At 69.5% G+C, this 13,511-nt stretch carries 10 protein-coding genes; 7 read left to right on the forward strand and 3 right to left on the reverse strand.

Features of this window, described 5'->3' with window-relative positions; genetic code table 11:
- Positions 1-91 precede the first annotated feature (91 nt).
- From PGN27_RS21620 to PGN27_RS21630, 3 genes are all read left to right on the forward strand, one after another.
- On the forward strand, positions 92-1,321 hold the full coding sequence (locus tag PGN27_RS21620; protein ID WP_335327947.1) for a DUF3152 domain-containing protein: 1,230 nt from the start codon (positions 92-94) through the stop codon (positions 1,319-1,321).
- 111 nt (positions 1,322-1,432) lie between these two features.
- Positions 1,433-2,599, forward strand: a complete 1,167-nt coding sequence (moeZ, locus tag PGN27_RS21625; protein WP_335328816.1) for an adenylyltransferase/sulfurtransferase MoeZ — start codon at positions 1,433-1,435, stop codon at positions 2,597-2,599.
- Between the two features lie 37 nt (positions 2,600-2,636).
- Positions 2,637-3,491 (forward strand): TIGR02569 family protein, encoded by an 855-nt coding sequence (locus tag PGN27_RS21630; RefSeq protein WP_030134894.1) that lies wholly within the window; start codon positions 2,637-2,639, stop codon positions 3,489-3,491.
- Between the two features lie 77 nt (positions 3,492-3,568).
- On the opposite strand, the gene PGN27_RS21635 is transcribed toward PGN27_RS21630, so the two are convergent.
- Both PGN27_RS21635 and PGN27_RS21640 read right to left on the reverse strand, forming a co-directional pair.
- Positions 3,569-3,865: an MGMT family protein gene (locus PGN27_RS21635; protein ID WP_335327948.1), complete on the reverse strand. Its 297-nt coding sequence runs from the start codon at positions 3,863-3,865 to the stop codon at positions 3,569-3,571.
- Position 3,866: 1 nt separating this feature from the next.
- Positions 3,867-4,658 (reverse strand): alpha/beta fold hydrolase, encoded by a 792-nt coding sequence (locus PGN27_RS21640; RefSeq protein ID WP_335327949.1) that lies wholly within the window; start codon positions 4,656-4,658, stop codon positions 3,867-3,869.
- Positions 4,659-4,717: 59 nt separating this feature from the next.
- Here PGN27_RS21640 and PGN27_RS21645 point away from each other — a divergent pair, with 59 nt between their 5' ends.
- Both PGN27_RS21645 and PGN27_RS21650 read left to right on the forward strand, forming a co-directional pair.
- Positions 4,718-7,819 carry an ATP-dependent helicase gene (locus PGN27_RS21645; protein ID WP_335327950.1) on the forward strand — a complete coding sequence of 1,034 codons (3,102 nt, stop codon included), beginning with the start codon at positions 4,718-4,720 and terminating at the stop codon, positions 7,817-7,819.
- A complete protein-coding gene (locus PGN27_RS21650) occupies positions 7,816-11,058 on the forward strand; it encodes an ATP-dependent helicase (RefSeq protein WP_335327951.1) in 3,243 nt (1,080 codons plus the stop codon). Before PGN27_RS21645 ends, PGN27_RS21650 begins: the two co-directional genes overlap by 4 nt.
- Here the strand turns inward: PGN27_RS21650 and PGN27_RS21655 are convergent.
- Entirely contained in the window at positions 11,043-11,438 is a 396-nt protein-coding gene (locus PGN27_RS21655) for a DoxX family protein (RefSeq protein WP_335327952.1), read from the reverse strand. The genes PGN27_RS21650 and PGN27_RS21655 overlap by 16 nt on opposite strands.
- Before the next feature lie 42 nt (positions 11,439-11,480).
- On the opposite strand from PGN27_RS21655, the gene PGN27_RS21660 reads away from it, so the two are divergent.
- Together PGN27_RS21660 and nudC are read left to right on the forward strand one after the other, a co-directional pair.
- Positions 11,481-12,572 carry a potassium channel family protein gene (locus PGN27_RS21660; protein WP_335327953.1) on the forward strand — a complete coding sequence of 364 codons (1,092 nt, stop codon included), beginning with the start codon at positions 11,481-11,483 and terminating at the stop codon, positions 12,570-12,572.
- On the forward strand, positions 12,572-13,495 hold the full coding sequence (gene nudC / locus PGN27_RS21665) for an NAD(+) diphosphatase (RefSeq protein ID WP_335327954.1): 924 nt from the start codon (positions 12,572-12,574) through the stop codon (positions 13,493-13,495). The genes PGN27_RS21660 and nudC overlap by 1 nt, the downstream gene beginning before the upstream one ends.
- The last annotated feature ends 16 nt before the right edge of the window (positions 13,496-13,511 follow it).

Consider the following 13,511-nt stretch of genomic DNA (forward strand, 5'->3'; position numbering starts at 1 on the left):
ACTACCGCCCGTAGGTGGAGGTGTCGCCGTGGTGCTCGTGTCGGTGGCGCGCCGGAATGGGATGTGCGCGCGGTTATGCCATTCTGGTGCGGTGACCTATGACCCGGGGCGCCGCGGGGGCAACCGTGGCCCCGGCGGCCAAGAGCGCAGTGACTCTGAATTCCGGGCGGGCGCGCATGACCGAAGCGAATCCGGATTTGTCCATGCCGGGCGTGGCGCACCCCGCGGTGAGCAGCGCGCACAGCCGCGCCGCCCCACCCACGTCAACCACGGACAACCCCGCCGCGAACCGCCCGAGAGTGCTGCGCAACGCACCGATCCGGGCCGGGTGCCTGCCGCCCGTGACCAGTGGCGCGAACCGTTGCGCGCCCAGCGTGACCCGCTGTCCGAGGATCTCGGCCGGGTCCGGTCCAATCGCGATGAGCGCGCCCAGTTCCGCAAGCAGAGCTGGCTGGGCCGCTTCGTGTCCACCTACGGGTGGCGCGCCTATGCCCTGCCGATCCTGGCCGTGGTGACCGTCGTGGTGATCTATCAGACGATCGCCGGCCCGCCCGCGCCCACGCCGGTCAATGCCGAAGGCCCGGTGCAGGCGCCCGTCGAATCACCGAGTACCGAGATCGTCGGCGCCCCGCCCAAAGGCCTGACCCAGTTCGATGCGAATCTGCCGACCGGCATCCTGCCCGGTGGCGGGCCGTTCACCGAGGCGGGCGCGAAGACCTGGCACATCGTGCCGGGCACCACGCCCAAGGTCGGGCAGGGCACCGAACGCACCTTCACCTACACCGTCGAGGTCGAGGACGGGCTGGACACCGCCACCTTCGGCGGTGACGAGGGTTTCGCGACGATGGTCAGCGAGACCTTGGCCAATCCCAAGAGTTGGACCCACAACCCGCAGTTCGCCTTCCTGCGCGTCGACAACGACACCGAGGGACCACCGGATTTCCGGGTCTCGCTGACCTCGCCGTTGACCATCCGCGAGGGCTGTGGCTACGACATCCCGTTGGAAGCGTCCTGCTACAACCCGGCATATCTCGGCGACCAGGCGCGGGTGTTCCTCAACGAGGCCCGCTGGGTCCGCGGCGCCACGTCGTTCCAGGGCGATATCGGCTCCTACCGGCAGTACGTCATCAACCATGAGGTCGGTCACGCCATCGGCTATCGCCAGCACGAACCGTGCCCGGAGAACGGGGCGCTGGCGCCGATCATGATGCAGCAGACGTTCTCGACCAGCAACAACGACGGCGCCAAGTTCGACCCGCAGTCCGTGCCGGCCGACGGGCTCACCTGTCGCTTCAACCCGTGGCCCTACCCGATCGCCTGACCGCGCTCGGCGCCGGGAACGGATGGCCCGGTTTTGCTGTTGGATACCTGTGCCTGGTCTGATTGAGGCCAGGAATTCGTCGTCCAATGCAAGGAGCGCACGGTGACGTCACTGCCCCCGCTGGTGGAGCCGGCCGCCGAACTGACCCGCGAGGAAGTCGCGCGGTACAGCAGGCATCTGATCATCCCCGATATGGGGGTCGACGGCCAGAAACGGCTGAAGAACGCCAAGGTATTGGTCATCGGCGCCGGCGGACTGGGATCGCCGACCCTGCTGTATCTGGCCGCCGCGGGCGTCGGCACCATCGGCATCGTCGAGTTCGACGTCGTCGACGAGTCCAACCTGCAGCGCCAGATCATCCACGGTCAGTCCGATATCGGCCGGTCCAAGGCCCAGAGCGCCCGCGATTCCGTGCTGGAGGTCAACCCGCTGGTCAATGTCGTGCTGCACGAATTGCGTCTGGAACCCGAGAACGCGGTCGAGCTGTTCGCCCAATACGACCTGATCCTGGACGGCACCGACAACTTCGCCACCCGCTACCTGGTCAACGATGCCGCCGTGCTGGCGGGTAAGCCGTATGTGTGGGGCTCGATCTACCGCTTCGAGGGCCAGGTGTCGGTGTTCTGGGAGGACGCGCCCGATGGTCTGGGCCTGAACTACCGCGACCTCTATCCCGAGCCGCCGCCACCGGGCATGGTGCCGTCCTGCGCCGAAGGCGGGGTGCTGGGCATCCTGTGCGCCTCGATCGCGTCGGTGATGGGCACCGAGGCCATCAAGCTGCTTACCGGCATCGGCGACCCGCTGCTGGGCCGGCTGATGGTCTACGACGCGCTCGACATGACCTACCGCACCATCAAGATCCGCAAGGATCCGGCGACGCCGAAGATCACCGAGTTGATCGACTACGAGGCCTTCTGCGGGGTCGTCTCCGAGGCCGCGGCCGAGGCGGCGGCCGATTCCACCGTCACCCCCCGCGAGCTGCGTGAGCTGCTCGACTCGGGTAAGCCGGTGGCACTGATCGACGTCCGCGAACCCGTCGAGTGGGAGATCAACCACATCGACGGCGCCTCGCTGATCCCGAAGTCGGCCATCGAGGCGGGCGAGGGATTGGCCACCGTCCCGCAGGACAAGACCCCGGTTCTCTACTGCAAGACCGGCGTCCGCTCCGCCGAGATGCTGGCCGTGCTGAAGAAGGCCGGCTTCTCCGACGCGCTGCATCTGCAGGGCGGCATCGTGGCATGGGCCAAGCAACTCGAACCCGACATGGTCATGTACTGACGGTGTCTGCAGGCCGGCACCGCTTAGGCTGGCGTGCGTGACTGACGATCTGCCACCCGATCATGTGATGGCGGCGTTTGGGCTGGCCGGTGTGCGGCCGGTGCCGCTGGGTTCGTCCTGGGAGGGCGGCTGGCGGTGCGGCGAAGTGGTGTTGTCGATGGTCGCCGACCATGCGCGCGCCGCCTGGTCGGCCAAGGTCCGCGAGACGTTGTTCGCCGACGGGATCCGGCTGGCGCGACCGGTGCGTTCCACCGACGGCCGCTACGTGGTGGCCGGATGGCGCGCCGACACCTTCGTCGCCGGTACCCCGGAACCACGCCATGACGAGGTGGTCTCGGCGGCGGTGCGCCTGCACGAGGCCACGGCCAAGCTGGAGCGGCCCCGGTTCCTGACCCAGCCCCCGGTGGCGCCGTGGTCGGATGTCGATGTGTTCATCGCCGCCGATCGGGCGGCCTGGGAGGACCGTCCGCTGCACACTCTGCCCGCGGGCGCCCGGGTGGCACCCGGCACGGTCGACGGCCAGAAGTCCGTCGAGCTGCTCAACCAGTTGGCGTCGTTGCGCACCCCGACGCGGAGCCCGAGCCAACTGGTGCACGGAGACCTCTACGGCACAGTCCTTTTCGCGGGCACCGCCGCGCCGGGAATCACCGACATCACTCCGTACTGGCGGCCCGCCTCCTGGGCGGCCGGCGTGGTCGTCGTCGACGCGCTGGCCTGGGGCGAGGCCGATGACGGTCTGGTCGAGCGGTGGAGTGCATTACCGGAATGGCCGCAGATGTTGTTGCGGGCCTTGATGTTCCGGCTCGCCGTGCACGCGTTGCACCCGCGCTCGACGGCAGCGGCCTTCCCTGGGCTTGCCCGCACCGCGGCCCTGGTCCGGCTGGCGGTCTAGCGTCGCTCTCTTCTCGCGAGCAGACTGGTATACCCCCATTGTCTTCGCGATCCGGGGGTATAAGCGTCTGCTCGCGGTCAGAAGTCGTGACGGTATTCGCGTAGCGACACCCGGCCGTCGACGGCCAACACACCCTCGGCGCGAAGCCGTTCCAACTGTCGGGTCGCCAGCTGCGGTGCAGGTCGTCCCGAGGCCGGAATCACCCGGTGCCACGGCAGATCCGAAGAATCGGTGCGCATGATCCAGCCGACGATCCGCGGGCTCGACAGCCCTGCCTCGGCGGCGATGTCGCCGTAGGTGCTGACGCGTCCCGCCGGGATCCGGTCGACCAGTGCGCGCACCAGTTCGACCTGATCCTCGGTGACCGCGGCCATCTCAGTCCAGGTGACCGCGGATGACGGCCGCTGTCTCGGCGGGCAGCGCCTGGGCAACCATGTGATCGCAGTCCAGTTCGGTCAGGGTGAAGGCCTCGCCGACGGCGTCGCGCAGCGTGGCGATCAATTCGTCGGTCGCATACGGCGGGGTGGTGCGGGTGGCGCGGATCAACGTCGTCGGAGTTCCGCTGCGGGGCAACGGCACCGGACGGGTCAGCTCGCTCCAGTACGACATCGCCGCAGGCACGCTGATCCGCCAACCGAGACGACCGTTGGGCAGGGTGATCAGGTGCTCGTCGAGTTCGCCCTCCAGCACGGCCGGATCACGCTCGGCGACCTCGCGCCAGGACCCGGAGAGCTTGTCGGCGCGGGCCTCCTCGCGGTCGGGATAATCGGGGGAGGAGAACATGGCATCGGCGATCTCGGCCATCCAGCGACCGTCCAGCGCGACGGCGGGGTCCAGCAGCACCAGCCCCCGCACCAGATCCGGGCGTGCCGCGGCGAGCGCCAGGGCCACCGCTCCACCGAACGAATGCCCCACTACCAGGATCGGACTACCGCCGTCGGCGTCCAGCAGTGCCGCCAGTGCCGCCACATTGGCCTCTATGGTCCACGGTGCGGCGTAGTCGGAGCGGCCGTGCCCGATCAGATCCGGTGCCAACACCGAGAACTCGGCAAGATGCTGGTTGGCGATCTCCTCATAGCGACGGCCGTGGCCGGTCAGGCCGTGGATGGCCAGGATCTGCGCCGGACCCGATGGGCCGAAGCGGTAGCTGTGCAGGGCTGCGGTCACGGTTCGATCGTAGGCCCATGTCAGAGCCACTTGTCAGACCCCCGTGCTGTGATTCGGTCATGTCCGCACCGCACACCGAGCTCACCCCGGAGGCCCTGACCCGGTCGGGTCAGCGCGGCATGGTGCGCGTCCTCGGCGGCGCGGGTACCGGCAAGAGCAGCCTGCTCGTCGACACCGCGGTCGCGCACATCACCGCCGGTACCGATCCGGAATCGGTTCTCTTGCTGACCGGTTCGGCCACGCTGGGCGCCTCGGCACGCGCCGCCGTCACCGCTGCGCTGTTGTCGGCCGGGGTACGTGGGGTGGTCCGTGAACCGCTGGTGCGCACGGTGCACTCCTATGCCTTCGCGGTGCTGCGGCTCGCCGCCCAGCGCACCGGTAGCCCTCCGCCGCGCCTCATCACCAGCGCCGAACAGGACGGCATCATCAGAGAGCTGCTCGCCGGCGACCTCGAAGATGGCGCGATGAACTGGCCGGTGGAGCTGCATCCCGCGCTGGGGACCGCCGGTTTCGCCACCGAACTGCGGGACCTGTTGGCGCGCTGCGCCGAACGCGGCGTGGATCCGCTGACCCTGCAGCGGTTGGGCCGGCTCTCCGGCCGGCCCGAATGGATCGCTGCCGGACGGTTCGCCGCGAGCTACGAGCAGGTGATGTTGCTGCGCTCGGCGGTCGGAATGGCCGCCCCGCAAGCGACGGTGCCGGCGCTGGGCGCAGCCGAGCTGGTGGGTGCGGCGCTCGACGCCTTCGCCGTCGATGCAGATCTGCTGGCCGCCGAACGGGCCAGGGTGCGGGTGTTGCTCGTCGATGACGCCCAACAGCTTGATCCGCAGGCCGCCTTGTTGGTTCGGGTGCTGGCCGCAGGTGCCGATCTCACGGTGCTCGCCGGTGACCCGAACCAGGCGGTGTTCGGGTACCGCGGTGCCGATCCGGCGTTGTTGCGACTGGACACTCCGGTCGTGGAATTGACCGAGTCACGGCGCTGCCCTTCGGCGGTGGCCGAGGCGATCACCGCCGTGGCGGCCCGGCTGCCGGGAGCGGACCGTCCTCGCGCGTTCACCGGTGCACCGGAACGCACCGGATCGGTGGCGGTCCGGATCGCCGCGTCGCCGCACGCCGAGGCCACCCTGATCGCCGACGCACTGCGCCGGGCGCATCTGGTCGACGGTGTGCCGTGGTCCCAGATGGCCGTCATCGTGCGTTCCGTGCCGCGGGTGGGGGCGGGTATCGGTCGCGCACTGGTCGCCGCGGGTGTCCCGGTCGATTTACCGGCCGCCGAGACCGCTCTGGCTCAGCAGCCGGCGGTGCGGGCACTGTTGACGGTGCTGGAGGCCACCGCGGGCTCGCTCACCGGTCCGGCGGCACTGGAACTGGTGACCGGACCGATCGGCCGGGTCGATCCGGTCTCGCTGCGCCAATTGCGTCGGGGGCTGCGCCGCATCATGGGCCACCAGCGCGAATTCGGCGAGTTGCTGGTGGCCGCGCTGCACCGGATTCCGGAGGGTCTGCCCACGGAGTTGGGCCACAGCCTGGCTCGGGTGCAATCGGTGTTGCGCGCGGCCCGCGGCAGCCATCGTGGCGGAATGGATCCGCGGAACACGTTGTGGCAGGCCTGGAGTCGCAGTGGCCTGCAACGGCGCTGGGTCACCATCGCCGACCGCGGCGGTCCGGGCGCCGCCGTCGCCGAACGAGATCTGGCCGCGGTGACGGTCTTGTTCGACATCGCCGATCAGTACGTGTCGACCACCACCGGAGCCACCCTGGCCGGTCTGGTCGCCCATGTCGGCACGCTGACGTTGCCCGCCGCGTCGGCGTCGACCGCCCGGACCGATGCGGTGACGGTGTGCACGCCGCACGCCGGGTTGGACCGGGAGTGGGATGTCGTGGTGCTCGCCGGTGTGCAGGAAGGGTTGTGGCCCAACACCGTTCCGCGCGGCGGAGTGCTCAGCACGGGTCGGCTGATCGATGTGCTCGACGGCGTCGCCGATGCCGACGGTGAGCGGACCGCTCGGTTGTCCGCCCGTGCCCCGCTGCTGGCCGAGGAACGCCGCCTACTCATCGCGGCGATGGGCCGCACCCGCGATCGTCTGCTCGTGACGGCCGTCGACAGCGAGACCGGCGATGCCGCGATGCTGCCGTCGCCGTTTTGCACCGAACTCGCTGCTCTGGTCACAGAGGAGCGGGATGCCGGCATTGCGCCTGTGCCGATCCCGGCTCCCCGGGTGTTGACCCCGTCGGCGCTGGTCGGTCGCCTACGGTCGGTGGTGTGCGCTCCCGAAGGTGAGGTCGACGAGGACACCCGCGCATGCGCGGCAACACAATTGGCCCGGCTGGCTGCGGCGGGGGTGGCCGGCGCTGACCCGGCGCAATGGCACAACCGCGCGGCCGCGTCGACCAGCGAGCCGCTGTGGTCGGACGAGGACCACATCAGCACACTGTCCCCGTCGACGCTGCAGACCTTGGTGGACTGCCCGTTGCGCTGGCTGCTGGAGCGCCATGGTGGCTCCGACAGCCGCGATGTCCGCTCCGCGGTCGGCACGCTCGTACACGCCCTGGTGGCCGATCCCGGGAAGACCGAGAACCAGCTGCTGGCCGAGCTGGAGAGCATTTGGTCGGCGCTGCCGTATGAGTCGCAGTGGTACGCCGACAACGAGTTGGCCCGGCACGGTGCCATGCTGTCGACGTTCGTGCAGTGGCGGGAGCTGACCCGTCGGCAGTACACCGAGGTCGGCACCGAGGTCGAGGTCGAGGGCATGGTGGCGCCGGGGGTTCGGGTGCGCGGCCGCATCGACCGGCTGGAACGCGATAACGCCGACCGGCTGGTGATCGTCGACGTCAAGACCGGCAAGAGTCCGGTCACCAAGGATGATGCGCAGCGGCACGCTCAGTTGGCGATGTACCAGCTGGCGGTTGCCGAAGGCGTGCTCGGTGACGGCGAGGAACCCGGTGGCGGCCTGCTGGTGTATCCGGCCAAGGCCGGTGCCGGCGGGGCCACCGAGCGCCATCAGGATGCCCTCACCCCGGCCGCGGCACAGCAGTGGCGCGAGACCGTCGTCGAGGCTGCCGGTGCGATGCAGGGGCCCGACTTCGTGGCCCGGGTGAACGATGGGTGCGCGCACTGCCCGGTACGGTCCATGTGCCCCGCACAGGAGAACCGCTCATGACCCCGTCCCCGACAACCCTGCACAGCCCCGCCGAACTGGCCGAGGCGCTCGGACTGTTCACCCCCACCCCGGAGCAGGCCGCAGTGATCGCCGCCCCGCCGGGCCCGGTGGTGGTCATCGCCGGGGCGGGTGCCGGCAAGACCGAGACCATGGCCGCGCGGGTGGTGTGGCTGGTCGCCAACGGGTACGCCCGACCTGAACAGGTGCTCGGTCTGACCTTCACCCGCAAGGCCGCCGGGCAGCTGCTGCGGCGGGTTCGGACGCGGCTGGCCCGGTTGGCCGGCACCGGACTGGGCCGCGACATCCGCACCGACGAGCCGCCCACCATCAGCACCTATCACGCCTTCGCGGGCAACCTGCTGCGCGAGCACGGGCTGCTGCTCCCGATCGAGCCGGACACCCGGTTGATCGGCGAAACCGAGCTGTGGCAGTTGGCTTTTCGCGTGGTGTGTGAGCATCCCAGGGTGCTCGACACCGAGAAGACGCCGGCGGCGATCACCGCTCTGGTGCTGCGACTGTCCGGGGCGCTGTCCGAGCATCTGGTCGACACGGCGGCACTGCGCGATACGCACGTCGAACTCGAACGGCTGATCCACCACCTGCCCGCCGGCCCGAACCAGCGTGGCGGTCCCGCTCAATGGCTGCTGAAGCTGCTGGCCACCCAGACCGAACGCACCGACCTCATCGAGCTCATCGACGAGTTGCATCGGCGGATGCGCGCGGAGCGGGTCATGGACTTCGGCGCGCAGATGTCGGCCGCGGCCCGGTTGGCGGCCGCCGCCCCACAAGTGGGAGCCGAACTGCGGCAACGCTATCGGGTGGTGTTGCTCGACGAGTATCAGGACACCGGCCACGCTCAGCGCATCGCGCTGTCGGCGCTGTTCGGCGGGGGTGTGGACGACGGTCTCGCGCTCACCGCGGTCGGCGATCCGATTCAATCGATCTACGGATGGCGCGGTGCGTCGGCGGCGAACCTGCCCCGGTTCACGACCGATTTCCCGTACTCCGACGGAACGCCGGCGCCGACGCTGGAACTGCGCACCAGCTGGCGCAATCCCGCCGAGGCCCTGCACCTGGCGAACGCGGTATCCGAGCAGGCCCGGCGACGATCGGTCAGTGTGCGTGAGCTGCTGCCGCGGCCCGACGCCACCCCGGGGACGGTGCGGGCCGCCCTGCTCGATGACGTGGTGACCGAACGGGACTGGGTCGCCGATCAGATCGCGGCGCGCTACCTGGCCGCCGAGAACCCACCCACGGCGGCGGTCCTGGTGCGTCGCAACGCCGATGCCGCACCGATGGCCGAGGCCCTGGCCACTCGTGGCGTGCCGGTGGAAGTGGTAGGGCTCGCGGGATTGCTTTCCATACCAGAGGTCGCCGATGTCGTGGCGATGCTGCGGCTGGTGGTCGATCCCACCGGCGGTCCGGCGGCGATGCGGGTGCTGACCGGTCCGCGCTGGCGGCTCGGGGCGCGCGACATCACCGCGTTGTGGCAGCGCGCCACCGAACTCGACGAGCCGGCTCCCGGCGAGCACGGCACCGTGGCGCGGATCGTCGCCCAGGCCGCCCCCGACGCCGACACCGCCTGCCTGGCCGATGCCATCTGCGATCCCGGCCCCGAGGAACGGTACTCACCCGTGGGGTATGCGCGCATCGTCGCGCTAGGCCGAGAACTCACCGTCCTGCGTTCACATCTGGGTTATCCGTTGCCGGAGCTGGTGGCCGAGATCCGGCGGGTGCTCGGTGTCGATGCCGAGGCCAGAGCGGCCCGCCCGGCGTCGGCAGGGTGGGGTGGCACCGAACACCTGGACGCCTTCGGTGATGTGGTGGCGGAGTTCGCCGAGCGCTCCGACGGCTCACCGGCCGGTCTGCTGGCCTATCTCGACGTGGCTGCCGATGTCGAGAACGGCCTGGCGCCGGCCGAGGTGAGCGTCGCCGCCGACCGGGTGCAGATCCTCACCGTGCACGCAGCCAAGGGCCTGGAGTGGGAGATCGTCGCGGTGCCGCACCTGAGTGGACGGATCTTCCCGTCGACCGCGATGGCGCGGACCTGGCTCTCCGATGCCGGCGAGCTGCCGCCGCTGCTGCGGGGCGATCGGGCCACGCTGTCCGAACACGGCGTGCCGGTTCTCGACACCAGCGACGTGAACGACCGTAAAGCGCTGTCGGACAAGATCGCGCAGCACAAGGATGTCCTGGCCGTGCGGCGCGGTGACGAGGAGCGTCGACTTCTGTATGTGGCGTTGACCCGCTCCGAGGACACCCTGCTGTTGTCGGGACATCACTGGGGCCCCACCGAGTCCAAACCTCGTGGCCCGTCGGAGTTCCTGGTCGAGCTCAAGGCGATCATCGAGAAGTCGGGCTGCGGTGCCATCGAGCGATGGGATCCAGAGCCCGCCGACGGTGAGCCGAATCCGTTGCGAGGCAACACGGTCGAAGCGGTGTGGCCTGTCGAGGGGTCGCGCGTGCACGATGTCGAGCGCGGTGCGGCGCTGGTCGAGCACGCCGCCGAACAGACGCAATCCGGGACCGACCCCGAGGATTGGGCGGCCGATGTGGACGCCCTGCTCGCCGAACGTGAACGGACGGCGGCCGCGGCGCCCGTGCCGCTGCCGGGGCAGCTCTCGGTCAGCACCCTCGTCGATCTCGGCAAGGATCGTGCCGCGGCGCTGAGCCGGCTGCGCCGTAGACTGCCATCGCGTCCGGACCCACATGCGTTACTGGGTACCGCTTTTCACGAGTGGGTGCAGCGTTATTTCCATGCCGAGCGGTTGTTCGACCTCGATGATCTGCCCGGAGCTGTCGACGGTGATGCGGGGCGTGCGCATGCCGAGGAGCTCGCCGAGCTGCAGACCGCGTTCGCTTCGTCACCATGGGCGGGGCGCACCCCAGTCGATGTCGAGGTTCCGTTCGACATGCTGCTGGGCACCGACGGTGCCGGCGAGCCGACGGTGGTGCGCGGCCGGATCGACGCCGTGTTCGCCGAATCCGACGGCGGCGTGATCGTGGTGGACTGGAAGACCGGCGACCCACCGTCCACGCCGGAAGCACGTGAACATGCCGCCATCCAGCTCGCGGTGTACCGGTTGGCGTGGGCCGGGCTGCACGACTGCCCGGTCGATGCTGTCCGCGCGGCCTTCCACTACGTCCGCAGCGGGGTCACCGTCATCCCCGACGAACTACCCGACGCCGAGGACCTCGCGGCGCTGCTGGCCGACGCCAGGGCTCAGGAGTTGCGATAGATCTTGTAGGCCTGGGTGATCATCGGAATCTGCAGCGGCAGGCGTGCCCACGCGCCGATCCGCATCGGCAACGGCTTTTCCTTCCACAACCGCACCATGTTGACGTTCGCCGGGAACACCCCGAGGAACAACGCGATGGCGGACAGCGCGCCGAGCCGGCGGGTCTTCGGCGCGATCAACATGCCGCCGACCGCGGCCTCGGCGACACCGGAGGCCAATGTGTAGAAGCGCGCTGAGCCGGGGAGTTCCTCGGGCACGACGGTGTCGAAGGGTTTCGGCGCCGCGAAATGCAGCACGCCCATCCCGACGAGCCACACGCCCATCTTGGTGGCGCGCGATGCTGTTGCCTGCTGCTCAACTCCGGTTACGGGGGTGGTCATGGTTACATTGTGGCGTGCCCACCCCGTCCCGATCGGTGAATCGTGGCCAAAGGTAGATTGCGCCGGCGCTTGGCGGCGGTCAACCAGGACCTGACATCGCGACATGACGCCGACCTCGTCGACGTCCTGAGCATCCCGGAGAGGTTCGTCAGCCCCTGGCGGCGGATCTTCACGCGCGTGCTGCTGGCGCTGGGCGCCTTGTTCGCCGCCGTGCTGATCGTCTACATCGATCGGCACGGCTACCGCGATATCGAGTCGGCCCCCGACGCGAACGACCCGTTGTCCTTCCTGGACTGCCTGTACTACGCGACGGTGTCACTGTCGACCACCGGCTATGGCGACATCACGCCGGTCACCCCGTCGGCTCGGCTGGTCAACGTCCTGGTGATCACCCCGCTGCGGGTGGCATTCCTGATCGTGCTGATCGGAACCACGGTCGAAACCCTGACCAATCAGTCGCGCCAGGCGTTGAAGATCCAGCGATGGAGGAAAAGCGTGCGTAACCACACCGTCGTCGTCGGCTACGGCACCAAGGGCCGCACCGCGGTGGCCGCCATGATCGGCGATGACGTCGCCCCCGCCGACATCGTGGTGGTCGAGAGCGACCCGGTGGCCTTGGAGAAGGCCAAGAACGCCGGCCTGGTCACCGTCCGCGGCAATGCCCAGGACTCCGAGGTGCTGAGGCTGGCCAGCGTTCAGCACGCCAAATCGATCATCGTCGCCGCCAACCGGGACGACACCGCCGTACTGGTGACCCTCACCGCGCGCGAACTGAACCCGACCGCCACCATCATCGCCGCGGTCCGCGAGGCCGAGAACCAGCATCTGCTCAAACAGTCCGGTGCAAACAGCACCGTCGTCACCTCCGAGACGGCGGGCCGGCTGCTGGGCCTGGCCACCCAGACCCCCAGCGTCGTGGAGATGATCGAGGACCTGCTGACCCCCGATGCCGGCTTCGCGATCGCCGAGCGTCAGGTCGAACCCAAGGAGGCCGGCGGCTCGCCGCGCCATCTCACCGACATCGTGCTCGGGGTGGTGCGCGGCGGTGACCTGCTTCGCGTCGACGACGAGCGCGTCGACGCGCTGGAACTGAGCGACCGACTGCTCTACGTCCGCTCGAACGAGGAACGGTAGTGAATTTCAACCTGCGCAACGTCCCGCTGCTGTCCCGTGTCGGCGCCGACCGTGCCGACACCCTGCGCACCGACATCGACGCCGCCATCGCCGGGTGGCCGGACGCCCGGGTGCTCCGCGTCGACCGCCGCAACCAGGTGCTCATCGCCGACGGCAGCGTCGTGCTGGGCAGCGCGACGAGCCTCGGCGACGCTCCACCCGAGCACGCGGTGTTCCTCGGCCGCCTCGCCGACGGCCGGCACGTCTGGGCCGTCCGTGGCGAGCTCGAACCACCCGAGGATCCCGACGTGCGGACCGAGGTGCTCGACCTACGCCGCGCCGGTCCGGTGTTCGACGATGCCAGCGCGCAGTTGGTGTCGACTGCGACTGCATTGTTGAACTGGCACGACCACGCCCGGTTCAGCCCGGTCGACGGCGCCCCGACCAAGCCGATCAAGGCCGGGTGGTCGCGGAGCAATCCGGCCACCGGTCACGAGGAGTTCCCGCGGATCGACCCGGCGGTGATCTGCCTGGTGCACGACGGTCACGATCGCGCCGTGCTGGCGCGTCAAGGCGTCTGGCCCGAGCGGATGTTCTCGATCCTGGCCGGGTTCGTCGAGGCAGGTGAATCCTTCGAAACCTGCGTGGTGCGCGAGATCGCCGAGGAGATCGGCCTCACCGTCACCGATGTGCAGTACCTCGGCAGCCAGCCGTGGCCGTTCCCGCGCTCGCTGATGGTGGGGTTCCACGCCCTCGGCGATCCCGAGCAGCCGTTCGCGTTCAACGACGGCGAGATCGCCGAGGCCGACTGGTTCACCAGGACCGAGATCCGCGATGCGCTGGAAAACGGGGACTGGAGCAGCACGTCGCCGTCCCGCGTGCTGCTGCCCGGGTCCATTTCGATCGCACGCGAGATCATCGAGTCCTGGGCCTACGCGGTCTGAGCCGTCACGGCCATGT

It is taken from the genome of Mycolicibacterium neoaurum (genome assembly GCF_036946495.1).
Lineage (GTDB): Bacteria > Actinomycetota > Actinomycetes > Mycobacteriales > Mycobacteriaceae > Mycobacterium > Mycobacterium neoaurum_B.